13 protein-coding genes and 2 rRNA genes are annotated in these 17147 nt (G+C 61.3%); 1 reads left to right on the plus strand and 14 read right to left on the minus strand.

What is annotated here, in order from left to right; translation table 11 throughout:
• Nucleotides 1–4: 4 nt before the first annotated feature.
• The 3 genes from JQT59_RS26910 to murA form a co-directional block, all read right to left on the minus strand.
• A 23S ribosomal RNA gene (locus JQT59_RS26910) occupies nt 5–3137 on the minus strand.
• A gap of 360 nt (nt 3138–3497) precedes the next feature.
• Nucleotides 3498–5014, minus strand: a 16S ribosomal RNA gene (locus JQT59_RS26915).
• The 16S and 23S rRNA genes sit together here, the layout of an rRNA operon.
• Before the next feature lie 643 nt (nt 5015–5657).
• Entirely contained in the window at nt 5658–6920 is a 1263-nt protein-coding gene (gene murA, locus JQT59_RS26920) for a UDP-N-acetylglucosamine 1-carboxyvinyltransferase (RefSeq protein ID WP_213572663.1), read from the minus strand.
• Between the two features lie 54 nt (nt 6921–6974).
• On the opposite strand from murA, the gene JQT59_RS26925 reads away from it, so the two are divergent.
• The gene (locus JQT59_RS26925; RefSeq protein ID WP_213572664.1) at nt 6975–7550 is read left to right on the plus strand and encodes a cob(I)yrinic acid a,c-diamide adenosyltransferase; all 576 of its coding nucleotides are present in this window, start codon (nt 6975–6977) and stop codon (nt 7548–7550) included.
• Here JQT59_RS26925 and JQT59_RS26930 read toward each other — a convergent pair whose 3' ends face one another.
• The 11 genes from JQT59_RS26930 to JQT59_RS26980 form a co-directional block, all read right to left on the minus strand.
• Nucleotides 7551–7973 (minus strand): DUF2550 domain-containing protein, encoded by a 423-nt coding sequence (locus JQT59_RS26930; RefSeq protein ID WP_213572665.1) that lies wholly within the window; start codon nt 7971–7973, stop codon nt 7551–7553.
• 48 nt (nt 7974–8021) lie between these two features.
• Nucleotides 8022–8390, minus strand: coding sequence for a F0F1 ATP synthase subunit epsilon (locus tag JQT59_RS26935; protein WP_109328709.1), 369 nt, complete (start codon nt 8388–8390; stop codon nt 8022–8024).
• Nucleotides 8391–8396: 6 nt separating this feature from the next.
• The gene (atpD, locus tag JQT59_RS26940) at nt 8397–9848 is read right to left on the minus strand and encodes a F0F1 ATP synthase subunit beta (protein ID WP_109328707.1); all 1452 of its coding nucleotides are present in this window, start codon (nt 9846–9848) and stop codon (nt 8397–8399) included.
• A gap of 3 nt (nt 9849–9851) precedes the next feature.
• The gene (locus JQT59_RS26945) at nt 9852–10826 is read right to left on the minus strand and encodes a F0F1 ATP synthase subunit gamma (protein ID WP_213572666.1); all 975 of its coding nucleotides are present in this window, start codon (nt 10824–10826) and stop codon (nt 9852–9854) included.
• Between the two features lie 72 nt (nt 10827–10898).
• Nucleotides 10899–12542 carry a F0F1 ATP synthase subunit alpha gene (atpA, locus tag JQT59_RS26950; protein WP_213572667.1) on the minus strand — a complete coding sequence of 548 codons (1644 nt, stop codon included), beginning with the start codon at nt 12540–12542 and terminating at the stop codon, nt 10899–10901.
• 61 nt (nt 12543–12603) lie between these two features.
• Nucleotides 12604–13431 carry a F0F1 ATP synthase subunit delta gene (locus tag JQT59_RS26955; protein ID WP_204164906.1) on the minus strand — a complete coding sequence of 276 codons (828 nt, stop codon included), beginning with the start codon at nt 13429–13431 and terminating at the stop codon, nt 12604–12606.
• 5 nt (nt 13432–13436) lie between these two features.
• Nucleotides 13437–13997: a F0F1 ATP synthase subunit B gene (locus JQT59_RS26960; RefSeq protein ID WP_213572668.1), complete on the minus strand. Its 561-nt coding sequence runs from the start codon at nt 13995–13997 to the stop codon at nt 13437–13439.
• Between the two features lie 7 nt (nt 13998–14004).
• Complete coding sequence (locus JQT59_RS26965; protein ID WP_005252955.1) at nt 14005–14250, minus strand: ATP synthase F0 subunit C; 246 nt, start codon at nt 14248–14250, stop codon at nt 14005–14007.
• A gap of 85 nt (nt 14251–14335) precedes the next feature.
• Nucleotides 14336–15115, minus strand: coding sequence for a F0F1 ATP synthase subunit A (atpB, locus tag JQT59_RS26970; RefSeq protein ID WP_109334994.1), 780 nt, complete (start codon nt 15113–15115; stop codon nt 14336–14338).
• Nucleotides 15116–15443: 328 nt separating this feature from the next.
• A complete protein-coding gene (locus tag JQT59_RS26975; RefSeq protein WP_159921206.1) occupies nt 15444–15917 on the minus strand; it encodes a Cg1360 family ATP-synthase-associated protein in 474 nt (157 codons plus the stop codon).
• A gap of 38 nt (nt 15918–15955) precedes the next feature.
• Nucleotides 15956–17137 carry a glycosyltransferase family 4 protein gene (locus JQT59_RS26980; RefSeq protein WP_109328695.1) on the minus strand — a complete coding sequence of 394 codons (1182 nt, stop codon included), beginning with the start codon at nt 17135–17137 and terminating at the stop codon, nt 15956–15958.
• Between the last annotated feature and the right edge of the window lie 10 nt (nt 17138–17147).

Genomic DNA, 17147 nt, shown 5'->3' on the forward strand with positions numbered 1-17147 from the left:
TCTTTGTGGTAAGTCCTCGGCCTATTAGTACCAGTCACCTACACCCATTACTGGGCTTCCAGTTCTGGCCTATCAACCCGGTGGTCTGCCGGGGGCCTTACCCCTCGAGGGGTGAGAAACCTCATCTTGGAACAGGCTTCCCGCTTAGATGCTTTCAGCGGTTATCCCTTCCGAACGTAGCTAACCAGCGGTGCTCCTGGTGGAACAACTGGCACACCAGAGGTTCGTCCGTCCCGGTCCTCTCGTACTAGGGACAGCCTTCCTCAAGTTTCTAACGCGCGCGGCGGATAGAGACCGAACTGTCTCACGACGTTCTAAACCCAGCTCGCGTGCCGCTTTAATGGGCGAACAGCCCAACCCTTGGGACCTACTCCAGCCCCAGGATGCGACGAGCCGACATCGAGGTGCCAAACCATCCCGTCGATATGGACTCTTGGGGAAGATCAGCCTGTTATCCCCGGGGTACCTTTTATCCGTTGAGCGACACCGCTTCCACTTGCCGGTGCCGGATCACTAGTCCCGACTTTCGTCCCTGCTCGACTTGTCAGTCTCACAGTCAAGCTCCCTTGTGCACTTGCACTCGACACCTGATTGCCAACCAGGCTGAGGGAACCTTTGGGCGCCTCCGTTACATTTTGGGAGGCAACCGCCCCAGTTAAACTACCCACCAGGCACTGTCCCTGAACCAGATCATGGTCCGAGGTTAGAGGTCCAATACGATCAGAGTGGTATTTCAACAACGACTCCACACTCACTGGCGTGAGCGCTTCACAGTCTCCCACCTATCCTACACAAACCGAACCGAACACCAATACCAAGCTGTAGTGAAGGTCCCGGGGTCTTTTCGTCCTGCCGCGCGTAACGAGCATCTTTACTCGTAATGCAATTTCGCCGAGTCTATGGTTGAGACAGCTGAGAAGTCGTTACGCCATTCGTGCAGGTCGGAACTTACCCGACAAGGAATTTCGCTACCTTAGGATGGTTATAGTTACCACCGCCGTTTACTGGGGCTTAAATTCTCAGCTTCGCCACCGAAATGGCTAACCGGTCCTCTTAACCTTCCAGCACCGGGCAGGCGTCAGTCCGTATACATCGTCTTACGACTTCGCACGGACCTGTGTTTTTAGTAAACAGTCGCTTCTCACTGGTCTCTGCGGCCCCACCCAGCTCACACTGCAAGAGTGATCACCAGACGAGGCCCCCCTTCTCCCGAAGTTACGGGGGCATTTTGCCGAGTTCCTTAACCATAGTTATCTCGATCGCCTTAGTATTCTCTACCTGACCACCTGTGTCGGTTTGGGGTACGGGCCGTGTGAAAGCTCGCTAGAGGCTTTTCTCGGCAGCATAGGATCACTGAATTCGCCTCATTCGGCTATGCGTCACCTCTCAGGATATGTGTGACCCGGATTTGCCTAGGTCACTCCCTACAGGCTTACACCAGTATTACCACTGACTGGCTCAGCTACCTTCCTGCGTCACCCCATCGCTTGGCTACTACCAGATCAGGTCCCACGCATCCGCCACCTGCGAACCCGAAGGTTCACACGCGGTTTCAGGGTGGTTAGTATCACTGATTCACCAGGGGCGCGTTCACACGGGTACGGGAATATCAACCCGTTGTCCATCGGCTACGCCTGTCGGCCTCGTCTTAGGTCCCGACTCACCCTGGGCGGATTAACCTGGCCCAGGAACCCTTGGTCATTCGGCGGACGAGTTTCTCACTCGTCTTTCGCTACTCATGCCTGCATTCTCACTCGTGTGGCCTCCACGGCTGGGTCACCCCGCCGCTTCCATGGCCACACGACGCTCCCCTACCCATCCACACCACTGCCCACCCTCCCGCAGGAAAATGGGGGTGCATTGTGTGAATGCCGCAGCTTCGGTGGTGTACTTGAGCCCCGCTACATTGTCGGCGCAGGATCACTTGACCAGTGAGCTATTACGCACTCTTTCAAGGGTGGCTGCTTCTAAGCCAACCTCCTGGTTGTCTTCGCGACCCCACATCCTTTTCCACTTAGTACACGCTTAGGGACCTTAGCTGGCGATCTGGGCTGTTTCCCTCTCGACTACGAACCTTATCGCCCGCAGTCTCACTGCCGCGCTCTCACTCACCGGCATTCGGAGTTTGGCTGATTTCGGTAAGCTTGTGGGCCCCCTAGACCATCCAGTAGCTCTACCTCCGGTGAGAAACACGCGACGCTGCACCTAAATGCATTTCGGGGAGAACCAGCTATCACGGAGTTTGATTGGCCTTTCACCCCTACCCACAACTCATCCCCTCAGTTTTCAACCTAAGTGGGTTCGGTCCTCCACGACGTCTTACCGTCGCTTCAACCTGGCCATGGGTAGATCACTCCGCTTCGGGTCTAGAACATGCCACTATGAACGCCCTATTCGGACTCGCTTTCGCTACGGCTACCCCACACGGGTTAACCTCGCGACATGCCACTAACTCGCAGGCTCATTCTTCAAAAGGCACGCCATCACCCCCAACACCGAAGTGTTCGAAGGCTTTGACGGATTGTAAGCGCACGGTTTCAGGTACTATTTCACTCCCCTCCCGGGGTACTTTTCACCTTTCCCTCACGGTACTAGTCCGCTATCGGTCACCAGGGAGTATTCAGGCTTATCGGGTGGTCCCGACAGATTCACACCAGATTTCACGGGCCCGGTGCTACTTGGGTTTCCATCACGACAGTCACAATGTTTTCGTGTACGGGATTCTCACCCTCTACGACAGGCCGTTCCAGACCACTTCCACTAACACCATGATTTCTTACTGTCGGCCAACACGGCAGCATTGACAAGATGAACCCCACAACCCCACGAATGCAACGCCTGCCGGCTATCACACATCCATGGTTTAGCCTCTTCCGCTTTCGCTCGCCACTACTCACGGAATCACTATTGTTTTCTCTTCCTGTGGGTACTGAGATGTTTCACTTCCCCACGTTCCCTCCACACACCCTATATATTCAGATGCGGGTAACACGACATCACTCGTGCTGGGTTTCCCCATTCGGACATCCTCGGATCTCAGCTCGGTTGACAGCTCCCCGAGGCTTATCGCAGCCTCCTACGTCCTTCATCGGCTCCTGGTGCCAAGGCATCCACCGTACGCTCTTCATTACTTACAACAAAGATGCTCGCGTCCACTGTGCAGTTCTCAAACAACACACAACCAAACACCCAACGCAGACACCAGACCAGACGAATCCACCCCCAAAAAAAGGGGCACACCCACCTGCGGTTTGACCTGCAGTGCTTGCCTGTCGTCACTTTCCTGAAAGAAAAAACACTCACGTGTTCTCTCAGGACCCAACAGTATGTCGATATAATTCGCTCTCCCACCAACACACAGGCCGGCAGTTGAGAACCAATACTTGTCAGCGATCCACCCATGAGCAACCACCGGATGACATACGCATCCGAAATGGCCTCTGCCAGACCATCATCCACTGACTGTTCAGCGGTACATGACTGGAGATGCTCCTTAGAAAGGAGGTGATCCAGCCGCACCTTCCGGTACGGCTACCTTGTTACGACTTCGTCCCAATCGCCGATCCCACCTTCGACGGCTCCCTCCCACAAGGGGTTAGGCCACCGGCTTCGGGTGTTACCGACTTTCATGACGTGACGGGCGGTGTGTACAAGGCCCGGGAACGTATTCACCGCAGCGTTGCTGATCTGCGATTACTAGCGACTCCGACTTCACGGGGTCGAGTTGCAGACCCCGATCCGAACTGAGACCAGCTTTAAGGGATTCGCTCCACCTCACGGTCTCGCAGCCCTCTGTACTGGCCATTGTAGCATGTGTGAAGCCCTGGACATAAGGGGCATGATGACTTGACGTCGTCCCCACCTTCCTCCGAGTTGACCCCGGCAGTCTCTTACGAGTCCCCACCATTACGTGCTGGCAACATAAGACAAGGGTTGCGCTCGTTGCGGGACTTAACCCAACATCTCACGACACGAGCTGACGACAGCCATGCACCACCTGTATACCGACCACAAGGGGGCCGTATCTCTACGGCTTTCCGGTATATGTCAAACCCAGGTAAGGTTCTTCGCGTTGCATCGAATTAATCCACATGCTCCGCCGCTTGTGCGGGCCCCCGTCAATTCCTTTGAGTTTTAGCCTTGCGGCCGTACTCCCCAGGCGGGGCGCTTAATGCGTTAGCTACGGCACAGATTCCGTGGAAGGAACCCACACCTAGCGCCCACCGTTTACGGCGTGGACTACCAGGGTATCTAATCCTGTTCGCTACCCACGCTTTCGTTCCTCAGCGTCAGTTACTGCCCAGAGACCCGCCTTCGCCACCGGTGTTCCTCCTGATATCTGCGCATTTCACCGCTACACCAGGAATTCCAGTCTCCCCTGCAGTACTCAAGTCTGCCCGTATCGCCTGCAAGCTCACAGTTGAGCTGTGAGTTTTCACAAACGACGCGACAAACCGCCTACGAACTCTTTACGCCCAGTAATTCCGGACAACGCTTGCACCCTACGTATTACCGCGGCTGCTGGCACGTAGTTAGCCGGTGCTTCTTCTGCAGGTACCGTCACTTTCGCTTCGTCCCTGCTGAAAGAGGTTTACAACCCGAAGGCCTTCATCCCTCACGCGGCGTCGCTGCATCAGGCTTTCGCCCATTGTGCAATATTCCCCACTGCTGCCTCCCGTAGGAGTCTGGGCCGTGTCTCAGTCCCAGTGTGGCCGGTCACCCTCTCAGGTCGGCTACCCGTCGTCGCCTTGGTAGGCCATTACCCCACCAACAAGCTGATAGGCCGCGGGCCCATCCTGCACCAGTAAACCTTTCCACCCCCAGCCATGCAGCCGAAGGTCGTATCCGGTATTAGACCCAGTTTCCCGGGCTTATCCCGAAGTGCAGGGCAGATCACCCACGTGTTACTCACCCGTTCGCCGCTCGTGTACCCCGAAGGGCCTTACCGCTCGACTTGCATGTGTTAAGCACGCCGCCAGCGTTCGTCCTGAGCCAGGATCAAACTCTCCGTTGAAGACTCTAGAAAGAGGCGAACCCCAATCAGTCATAGACATCGAGTCAAATCACTAGCGATCAAAAACTCAAACTAGCTCAATCACACTGACCCCCTCTCCGACGGAAGAAGGAGAAAGAGCCAGCAAATACCCACACCACTCACAACCAAACCCAAAGGCCCAGCCGATCATCCGTGATGCGGAGTACCAAAAACATTTGGCACTGACATTCATCGACACACTGTTGAGTTCTCAAAGAACACGCACACACCATCACACCCGAAGACAACATCTCCGACCGATCCGGGGCAACTTTCCCAGGCTATCTTACCAGCCACACCGGAGCAAACCAGGGCGTTGAGCAAGAAGATCAGGGTTGAAGCACAACCATACAACACGCTGTGACTTCGGATTACCAGGCGCCTTCGTCCAACCTCGTGTCCCCCGCCTTCCGGCCGGGGTCGGTGTCCGTGTCGCTCTGACTTCGAATAAGTTACGCGACGGGAAACAGGTTGCCAAATCCCCAGGTCGCCGAGGCGCTCAGCCCCGTTTGCGCTGGTCAATCGGTTGGCGTCCAGCAACTTCGGTCCTTCGGTCGCCGCCTCGAGGACTGTGACGCCCGACTCACCCTGCGACCACTGGGGTGAATCGGCTGCGAACCCGTCAGGATCCGGCGTCGACACGCTCGATCTGGCCTCCGAGGCCTTGCAGGTTCTCGACGAAATATGGATAGCCGCGGTCGATGTGGAATACGTCGTGCACCTCTGTCACTCCGTCTGCCACAAGACCGGCAAGCACCAATCCGGCGCCGGCCCTGATGTCGGACGACCACACGGGCGCGCTCGACAGCAGCGGTATCCCGCGGATAACCGCGTGGTGTCCGTCCGTCCGCGCGTCGGCCCCCAGCCGGATCATTTCCTCGACGAAGCGGAACCTGGCCTCGAACACGTTCTCCGTGATCATCGAGGTACCTTCGGCCACCGCTGCGAGACCGATCGCCATGGGCTGCAGGTCCGTGGGGAAGCCCGGATACGGGAGCGTCGCGAAGTTGACAGCGGTGGGACGAGCCTGCTGCTCCACCCGAAATCCGTCGGCCTCCGCGGTGACCTCTGCCCCCGCTGCCCGCAACTTGTCCAGGACCAAGCCGAGATGTTTCGGGTTGACGCCACGGACCCGGACGTCCCCCCTCGTCATCGACGCGGCGATTCCCCACGTCGCGGCCACGATGCGGTCACCGATGACGCGGTGTGTGGTCGGTTCGAGCTGGTCGACGCCCTGAATGGTGAGCGTCGACGTGCCCGCGCCCAGGATCTTGGCACCCATACGGATCAGCATGTTGCACAAGTCGACAATCTCCGGCTCACGCGCGGCATTGTCGATCACCGTCTCGCCTTTGGCGAGAACAGCGGCCATGAGGATGTTCTCCGTCGCCCCCACAGACGGGAACGCAAGCCGAATGTTGGCTCCGTGCAGATCGTCTGCCTGGGCAACGACACATCCGTGTTCGATCGTGCTCTGCGCGCCCAGCAATCGAAGCCCGGATTGATGCATATCGAGTGGCCTGGATCCGATGGCGTCGCCGCCGGGTAGAGCGACCACCGCGCGTTTGCACCTCGCCACCAAGGGGCCCAGCACACACACCGATGCTCGGAACTGGCGAACTGCGGCAAAGTCCGCGTGGTATTTCGGCTCCGCCGGCGTGGTGATCCGAACCAACGAATCTTCGAGAACCACCTCGCACCCGAGGCCGCGCAGGACATCGGCCATCAAAGGAACGTCCAGGATGTCGGGGCAATTGGTCACGACGGTGGTGCCCTCAGCCAACAGCGCCGCCGCCATCAGCTTCAGAACACTGTTCTTGGCGCCCCCGACAGACACTTCACCTACGAGACGGTTACCACCGGTAACAAGGAAGCGTTCGCTCACGAAGCACAGCCTAGAGCCAGCGGCACCGACCTCGGAGGCCGGTACCGTAACGCTATGGCCGTACACCTCACCAAGATCTACACCCGGACCGGGGACGACGGGACCACCGGACTCAGCGATTTCTCCCGCGTACCGAAGAACGATCCCCGTCTCGTCGCGTATGCGGACTGTGATGAAGCGAACGCCGCAATCGGCGTCGCGGTGGCGCTGGGGAATCCCCCCGAGGAAATCCTGTCGATTCTGCGGCAGATACAGAATGACCTGTTCGATGCCGGTGCCGATCTGTCCACCCCGGTGGTCGAGGAACCCAAGTATCCACCGCTGCGTATCACCGCCGACTACATCGACCGGCTCGAACGCTGGTGTGACGAGCTGAACGAGCGCCTCGAACCCCTGAATTCCTTCATACTGCCCGGCGGAACCCCATTGGGAGCGCTGCTCCACGTTGCGCGAACCGTGACACGGCGTGCGGAGCGATCGGCGTGGGCCGCTGTCGACGCACATCCCGAGAACACTCACGCGCTGCCGGCGAAGTACCTCAACCGGCTCTCGGATCTGCTCTTCATCGTGGGACGGGTCGCGAATCCCGAAGGAGACGTGCTCTGGAAACCGGGAGCGGGGAAAGCCTGATCAGAATCGGCGTCCGCGTACCGATCGGCCCGACGGACGAGATTCGACCCACGACAGGAACGCGGTCAAAGCTCCACCGTCCAAGGCGATCTCGTACGCGGCGCCTCGGTCCTTCACGGACAGGATGACGATTTCGTCGGACATGATGTCGAACTCGGAGCCCGCGGGTTTACGACGGCCTTCGACTTCGATCCCCTGCCGCTCGATGCGCGAATCAGGGCCGGGACGCAAACTCGACAACTTGAAGAAGACGAGGGAGCCCTCGCCGTAACGAATGACGCCGTGACGCCATCCGGTGTCCCCCGCGGAAGGCGCCACGCGGAGAATAGCCGCGGTTCCACCGCGACGAAGAACAGCCAGACGATAGAGAAAGACCGCGACGAAGGCGGCGAGCAGCACAACCAGAATGATCAACACAGTCATTCCGATTGTCACTGTTCGTCGGCTCCGTCGCGGTCTGTCTCGTGTAACCTATGCGCGCTCTACGGCGCGAACTCGACCCTTGGCAACAGCAATCGCCTCGAGATCGTCTCCGCTCTCCTGGAGCACCGCCCGGGCGGCCTCCACGTCGATGTCCTCCGCGAGTTCGGCGGACTCGGCGAGGATCGTGACGGACTTCGCAGTCACGGAAAGGAAGCCGCCGTGCACAGCTGCGACGATACGCTCGCCGTCGGCTGTCGTAATCGCGACGACGCCACCCTCCACGAGCTGTCCGAGGACAGGCTCGTGACCAGGCATGACACCGATCTCACCCTCGGTCGTCTGTGCGCTGACGAGAGTCGCCGAACCAGACCACAACCGTCGCTCGACAGCGACGAGTTCCACGGTCATCTCAGCCATCGTCGACTACTTCCCGGCGATCTTCTTGGCTGCAGCCTCGACGTCGTCGAGTCCACCGCAGCTGTTGAACGCCTGCTCGGGCAGGTGATCGAACTCGCCCTTGCAGACGCGGTCGAACGCCTCGATGGTGTCGCGGAGCGGCACCACGGACCCGGGCTCACCGGTGAACTTCTCGGCGACGATGAAGTTCTGGCCGAGGAACTTCTGCAGACGGCGGGCACGGCCGACGAGGACCTTGTCCTCTTCCTGCAGTTCGTCCATACCAAGGATGGCGATGATGTCCTGCAGTTCCTTGTACTTCTGCAGGATTCGCTTGACCTCGTTGGCCACCCGGAAGTGCTCGGCACCGACAATGCCGGGCTCGAGGATCCGGGAGGTGGAGCTCAGCGGGTCCACAGCGGGGTAGATACCCATCTGCGAGATCGGTCGCGACAGCTCGGTGGTCGCATCGAGGTGCGCGAACGTCGTGGCCGGCGCCGGGTCGGTGTAGTCGTCGGCGGGCACGTAGATCGCCTGAAGCGAGGTGATGGAGCGACCGCGCGTCGAGGTGATTCGTTCCTGCAGCTCACCCATCTCGTCAGCCAGGGTCGGCTGGTAACCCACGGCCGAAGGCATACGACCGAGCAGGGTCGACACCTCGGAACCGGCCTGGGTGAAACGGAAGATGTTGTCGATGAACAGCAGAACGTCCTGGCCCTGGACATCGCGGAAGTACTCCGCCATGGTCAGTGCGGACAGGGCGACGCGCATACGCGTTCCCGGCGGCTCGTCCATCTGGCCGAAGACGAGGGCGGTGTCCTGCAGGACGCCCATCTCTTCCATCTCGAGGTGAAGGTCGGTGCCCTCACGGGTGCGCTCACCGACGCCTGCGAACACCGAAGTTCCGGAGAACTCGCGGGCGATACGGGTGATCATTTCCTGGATCAGAACGGTCTTGCCGACACCGGCACCACCGAACAGACCGATCTTTCCACCCTTGACGTACGGGGTGAGGAGGTCGATGACCTTGATACCGGTCTCGAGGATCTCCGTCTTTCCCTCGAGCTGGTCGAAGGCTGGCGGCTTGCGGTGGATGCCCCACTGCTCGCCGTCGCGTCCCGTGCCGGGAGCGTCGAGGCAGTCGCCCAGTGCGTTGAACACGTGGCCCTTGACGACGTCGCCGACGGGAACCGAGATCGGCTTGCCCGTGTCGGCCACCGAGGTGCCGCGGACGAGGCCGTCGGTCGGCTGCATGGAGACGGTGCGCACCAGGTTGTCACCGAGGTGCTGCGCGACCTCGAGGGTCAGCGTCTTGGCGACCGAGGGAAGCGTGATCTCGGCATGCAAGGCGTTGAACAGTTCAGGAATGGAGCCACGCGGGAATTCAACGTCCACGACGGGACCGATGACCCGCACGACGCGGCCGGCCACGGACGAATCCGAACCTGCCCCGTTTGTTTCGGTTACTGCTGCGGTCATTGCTTAGTCACTTCCTGCGCTCGAGGCGAGCGCATTCGCGCCGCCGACGATCTCGCTGATTTCCTGGGTGATCTGGGCCTGGCGAGCCTGGTTGGCCTGACGGCTGAGAGTGTTCACCAGTTCGTTTGCGTTGTCCGTCGCCGCCTTCATGGCGGTACGACGGGCAGCCGACTCCGACGCCGCAGCATCCAGCAGCGAGGAGTAGATGCGGGTGCTGATGTACTTCGGCAGAAGGGCACCGAGCAACCTGTCGGGTTCCGGCTCGAAGTTGTATCCGGCGACCGGTTCGTCGTTCCGGTGACCGTTCGACAGCATGTCTTCACCGAGTTCGATGTTCTCCTCGGAGACCGTGACGTCCAGCGGAGCCATCCGCCGCACCTCGGGAGACTGAGTGAGCATCGACACGAAGCGGGTGTAGACGATGTGCAGTTCGTCGACACCTTCGATGGTTCCCTCGCCGTTGTAGGCGGGAATCTCGGCGCCGGATCCGGCCATGAAGAGCTCCACCAGGTGGCGGCTCGCCTTGGCAGCATCGGAATAACCGGGGTCCTGAGAGAACCCCGTCCACGCAGCCCCCAGGTCGCGACCACGGAACGTGTAGTAGCCGAGGCCCTTGGCACCGAGCACGAAGATGACCGGGTCCTTGCCCTCGCTGCGCAGCAGTTGGAACAGTTCCTCGGCCTCTTTGAGGACGTTGGAGTTGTACCCACCGCACATGCCGCGGTCGCTGGTGACAACCAGGACGGCAGCACGCTTGGCGTTGGCGCGCTCGTTGAGCAACGGGTGATCCAACGACGCCGACGCACTTGCCAGCTCCGTCAGGACCTTGGTGATCTCCTCGGCATACGGCTTCGACGCAGCGACCCGGGCCTGAGCCTTGGTGATGCGCGAGGTCGCGATCAGCTCCTGGGCCTTGGTGATCTTCTTGGTCGAGTTGACCGACTTGATACGAGACCGCAGTTCGAGAATGCTTGCCATCGATCGATCACTCTCCCTTCATGTTTCGCGGCGTCCCCGTGGTGGTGCGACGCAGTGTCATGGACTGGGCGCTCACTTGCTGACGGTGGTGCGCTTGACGTTGATCTGCTCGTGCCCGACCTCGTTGGCGTCGAGCGCCTCGGCCTCGGCCTCGTTCACGACCCGGCTTCCGTCGGATGCGAGGAAGCCTTCCTTGAACTTGTCGGTGGCCTTGATCAGCGCGGCGGCGTTGTCGGCGTCGAGCGCCTTGCCACCCTTGATGCTCGAGTACACGTCGGAGGCACTGCGGTGCAGGTCTTCCAGCAGCTCGGTCTCGAACCGGCGCACGTCACCGACGGGAACGCTGTCGAAGACGCCTTCACCGGCGAGGTAGATCGAGACGATCTGGTCCTCGACGGGAATGGGGCTGTACTGATCCTGCTTGAGCAGCTCGACCAGGCGAGCGCCACGCTCGAGCTGCGCCTTCGACGCGGCATCGAGGTCCGACGCGAACGCGGAGAATGCTTCGAGCTCACGGAACTGGGCCAGCTCCAGGCGAAGCGAACCGGACACCTTCTTCATGCCCTTGGTCTGCGCGGCACCACCGACACGGGACACCGAGATACCGACGTTGATGGCGGGACGAACACCCTTGTTGAAGAGGTCCGACTCGAGGAACACCTGACCGTCGGTGATGGAGATGACGTTGGTCGGGATGTACGCCGAGACGTCGTTCGCCTTGGTTTCGATGATCGGCAGCGCCGTCAGCGATCCGCCGCCGAGCGCGTCGGACAGCTTCGCCGAACGCTCCAGCAGACGGGAGTGGAGGTAGAAGACGTCACCGGGGTAAGCCTCACGTCCCGGCGGGCGACGCAGCAGCAGCGAGATGGCGCGGTAAGCCTCGGCCTGCTTGGTCAGGTCGTCGAATACGACCAGAACGTGCTTGCCCTGGTACATCCAGTGCTGGCCGATGGCGGAACCGGTGTACGGAGCGAGCCACTTGAAGCCGGCGGAATCGGATGCGGGGGCGGCGACGATGGTGGTGTACTCCATCGCGCCCTGCTCCTCGAGAGCAGCCTTGACGCCCGCGATGGTCGAGCCCTTCTGGCCGATCGCGACGTAGATGCAGCGAACCTGCTGCTTCTCGTCGCCGGACTCCCAGTTGGCCTTCTGGTTCAGGATCGCGTCGATGCAGACGGCGGTCTTGCCCGTCTTGCGGTCGCCGATGATGAGCTGACGCTGTCCGCGGCCGATCGGCGTCATGGCGTCGATGGCCTTGATGCCGGTCTGCAGCGGCTCCTCGACGGGCTGGCGCTCGAGCACGGATGCTGCCTGCAGTTCGAGGGCGCGAGTCTCGTTGCTCTCGATATCGCCCAGGCCGTCGATCGGATGGCCGAGGGGGTCCACGACGCGTCCGAGGAAGCCGTCGCCGACGGGAACCGACAGAACGTCGCCGGTCCGCTTGACTTCCTGGCCCTCCTGGAGGTCCGCGTAGTCACCCAGGATGACGGCACCGATTTCGGTGGCGTCGAGGTTGAGGGCAACGCCCAGGATTCCGCCGGGAAACTCCAGCAGTTCGTTGGCCATCGCCGAAGGCAGGCCACTGACGTGCGCGATGCCGTCGCTGGTGTCGGTCACAACGCCGACCTCCTCGCGGGAGGCCTCCGGGGAGTAGCTCGCGGTGTAGTTCTCGATCGCGCTACGGATCTCGTCGGAGGAGATCGTCAGCTCCGCCATGATTGTTCCTGCTCTCGGTGTCTGGTTTTCGGAAGTATCTGGGTATTGATTCGGAAGCGGACTACTTGAGGGACTTCCGCAACGCTGCGAGACGCCCCGCTGCGCTGCCGTCGATAACCTCGTCGCCCACCCGGACGACCAAGCCGCTGAGGAGCTCGGGATCGACCTCCACGTGAACCGTCACCGGCTTCCCGTAGGTACGGGTGAGGGCGGCGGCCAGCCGATCGGTTTGCTCACTGCTCAGTGTAGAAGCGCTCCGAACCTTCGCGACGACGGCTTCTCGCCGAGCTGCCGCCAGATTCGCCAATGCGTCGAACGCATCCGCGGGGGCGGTCGACTTCAACCTGCCCACTGCCTGAACGGCCAGCGCCTCCGTGACTGCAGTCACCTTGCCGTACAGCAGCTTGGAGAGCAGGTCACGCTTGGCTTTCGCCGAGACGGATCGATCGGAAAGCGCCTGTTCGAGTGTCGGGTCACCTGCGACGATTCGACCGAGACGGAACAATTCGTCCTCGACCCCGTCGAGCTGTCCCTGGTCGGCCGCTGCCTTCAGCAGCGACTCCCGGCCGAGAAGCACCAGCGAGTTGAGCAGGTCGGAGGTGGTGGACCAGTTCTGGCCCACCGCCGCCTTCACGGTGGCGAGGGTCTCCGCGGAGACCTTGCCACCGAACACCTGCTCGGCCAGGCCTTCGCGAGCACTCCCGGCCGCCGAGTTGTCCGCCAGCGCGCTACGAAGAGTGCGCTGAACGTCCAGGGTCTCGACGACCGTGAACAGCTCTGCCCCGGTCTGGGCCGCGGCCGCGGTGGCTGCTCCGGCAGAGACGGATCCCAAGGCCGAAGACAACGCAGCACGTGTCTGCGTCAAGGCCTCACGGCTCGCTGCGTACATGGTGCTCACTTCCCTGCTGCGGAATTTGCGCCGATGGCGTCGAGCTCGTTCAGGAATCGGTCGACCGTGCCGGCCCGCTTGACGTCGTCGGAGAGCGACTCCCCGATGACCTTCTCAGCGAGGTCGACCGCGGTGCGTCCGAGTTCGCCACGCAGTTCGGTGACGATCTGCTGCCGCTGAGCAACCAACTGGCTGTGACCGGAGGCCACGATGCGGTCGCTCTCTTCCTGAGCCTGTGCCTTCATCTCGGCGAGGATCTGCTGCCCCTGGGTGCGCGCGTCCTCACGGATCTGCGCAGCTTCGGTGCGAGCTTCGGCGAGCTGGGCACGGTACTGCTCGAGCGCCGCCTTCGCCTCGGCCTGGGCTTCTTCGGCCCTCTTGATGCCGCCGTCGATCTGTTCGGTTCGCTCGGCAAGGACCTTCTGGAACATCGGAAGGACGTACTTCCAGAAGACGAAGCCGACGACGAGCAGGCAGACGAGCGACCAAACGATGTCATACGTCGCGGGCAGGAGAGGGTTGTGTGCCTCTTCCTCTGCCGCGAGCAATGCGATGTTGGTTGCCATGACGGTCTTAGAAAATGAAGCCGGCGACGAGGCCGATCAGCGCGAGAGCTTCGGTGAAGGCGATACCGAGGAACATGGTGGTACGAACCTGTCCGGCCATCTCGGGCTGGCGAACCATGCCCTCGATCGCCTTACCGACAACGATGCCCACGCCGATGCCGGGGCCGATCGCGGCGAGACCGTAGCCGATGGCTCCGAATCCCGTCGAGTTGGTTTCCTGGACAGCTTCCTGAGCGAGGTAGGCGAGGCTCATGGTGTTCCGTTCCCTTTCTGTTGACCTCCGCCGGATTCGGCGGGAGGCTCAGTTCTTGGTGTAGCTGGTCGTGGAGATGTTGGTGCTAGTGCGAATCCGCGTGCAGAGCCAGGTCGATGTACACCGACGTGAGCAGCGCGAAGACGTAGGCCTGCAGGAAGATCACCAGCAGTTCGAAGAAGGTGAATGCAATGCCGGCGGCGAGCGATGCCACACCGAACACGGCCTGGAAGCCACCTGAGGTGAAGAAGAAGAACTGGGTGGCACTGAAGAACAGCACCAGCAGGATGTGGCCGGCCAGCATGTTGGCCATGAGACGCACCATGAGCGTGAACGGCCGCAGGACGAAGGTGGAGATGAACTCGATCGGCACGAGCAGGAAGTGCAGGGGAAGCGGGACGCCGGGAACCACGATGCTGCTCTTGACGTACTTGAAGAACCCGTACTTCTTGATGCCCACGTAGTTGAAGACGATGTACGCCAGGGCAGCGAGCACCAACGGCATGCCGATACGCGCGTTGGGCGAGATGTTGATGAACGGGATGATGCTGCCGAGGTTGCTGGCGAGCACCAGGAAGAAGATCGTCGTGATGACGGGCAGGAAGCGCTTGCCTTGTTCCTTGCCGAGAATCTCTTCCGCGATGTTGATCCGGACGAAGTCGAGAGCGATCTCGCCGATGTTCTGGACACCGCGGGGAATGATCTTCGGGCTGCGCATCGCGATGACGAAGAAGATCATCATGAGGGCGGACAGCAGGATGCGAACCAGCATCAGGCGGTCGAGTTCGAACGGAGTCCCTTCGAACAGGACCGCGGGCGGGAAGAAGTCGTTCAGGGAAGGCGGATGGAATTCTCCAGCAGCCACGTTGATGACGCTCAGCGTTCTCTCCCGTAGTCGGTCCGCAGCCTTCGTTGACTGCGGTTCGATCGGACATTGACGATCAAACAAGTCGACAAGCTCGACTCGCGTATTCGTCAGCTGCTGTGGACTCCAGGGAGTCCAGCGTCTGTCGGTGTCGGCGACTCTCGTCGACTCGGCGGCCTTGAAAGTACGACCGCCTGCAAGCATGCAATACCAGCCAGTAACTTACTCGCCGTCTCATTGCTCTCGCTTGACCCAGACCTTATCAAGTCATCTACGACGTTGTGTAGACGGGGTCCGGCTCGATTCAATTTTACTACATCCCGTAGTACTACTGAGCGTCCTTCTCCCCCGGTTCGGCATCGCCCGCTGCGCGTGGCTCCACGTACGGGGCCTTCACGCCAAGTACCCCATAGGTTTCCGCACCGAGCACGATCACCAAGGACAACACGATGACCAATACCAACGCCGTTTTGTCGTAGAAGTCGAGCGGTTTCAGGATCGCCAGGACCGTGATCGCGAGGATCATTTTCAACAGCCAGGTACCGAGCAGCACCGCCCCCGCAGTCATGGCGGGAAGCTTGGCCGTGAACAACACCCCGAGGGCCGTGCAGAGGATGAACCCTCCGCCGACCGCCGCGCCCAACAGCGCGCCGTAGAGACCAGGCATACCTGCGAGCAGAGTTGCAACGATGGAACCGACCACTGCCAGCACGATCAGGCCGAGGACGCCGTAGCGGACGGCGGCCCGCAACGAGGCGGTGTGATCGGGAGCAGGCGCGGGGATGAACGTCACGGTCGCCAAGGGTAGTGGATCGTCCTCGGCGCACCGCAACCGTGACCTCACGTCTGGCGGTCGTGCTGTTGCCCCCGGATGGAAGGTACCGCCGTGACCACCAGCGCGAAGACGAGTCCGCCGGCCACCAGGAGCACCACTACGCGGCGGTCGAACAAGGCAGATCCGACCGCACCGAACGCCAGTACGCCGACCCATAAGTAGATGAGCAGGACCACTCGCCGATGTGAATGCCCGATCTGCAGGAGGCGGTGGTGAAGATGCATCTTGTCGGGGCTGAACGGACTGACGCCTGCGCGCGTACGCCGGACCACGGCAAGCAGCAGGTCGAGGATCGGGATGAACATGACGGCGCCGACGAGCAGCAGTGGCGACAGAAGACCCAGAAGGTCGCGGGTGCCGTAGGCGGTCAGCGGAATGCGGCCGGAGGCGCTGGTCGAGATGGCCGCGAGCATCAGGCCGATCAGCATCGATCCGGAGTCGCCCATGAAGATGCGCGCAGGCTGGAAGTTGTGCGGCAGGAAACCGAGACAGGCGCCTGCCAGTGCTGCGGCGATCAACGCCGGCGGATAGGCGCTCACATCACCGCCCTGATCGTGGAGCAAGCCGACCGAGAACACGCAGATCGCGAGCGAGGAAATCAGCCCGAGACCTGCGGCGAGACCGTCGAGGCCGTCGACGAAGTTCATGGCATTGACCATCACCACGGCGACCGCCACCGTGACCAGTCCCGCCTGCAGCTGGTCGAGAATCACCGTGGTGCCATCGCCGAACGGAACGTAGATGATGAACCAGCTGACGCCCATCACGACGAGGATTCCGGCGGCCGTCACCTGGCCCACGAACTTGGTCAGCGCGTCGAGACCCCACCGGTCGTCGACCACCCCCACGAGAACGATGACGAACCCCGACACCAGGGCCGCGGGGATGTCGGAGGTGAACTCGAATCCCCGGGTGAGCGCGGGTAGCTGCTGGGCGAACAACAGAGCGACCAGCATGCCCAGGTACATTCCGACGCCCCCGAGTCGGGGCGTGGGCGTGACGTGCACGTCCCGGTCCCGAGGCACTGCCACTGCCCCGAACCGCAGGGCGAACAGCCGGACGGCGCCGGTGGCGAGGTAGGTGACCACCGCAGCAGTGAAGAGGACGAGCAGAAGTTCACGCAGAGGGACGCCCGCACCCCCACCTGCTTGAGCCAGCACCACGCCGGCGGATTCGGCAGCAATCACTGGGCAGACG

Source organism: Rhodococcus sp. USK13 (assembly GCF_018343855.1).
Lineage (GTDB): Bacteria > Actinomycetota > Actinomycetes > Mycobacteriales > Mycobacteriaceae > Rhodococcus_F > Rhodococcus_F oxybenzonivorans.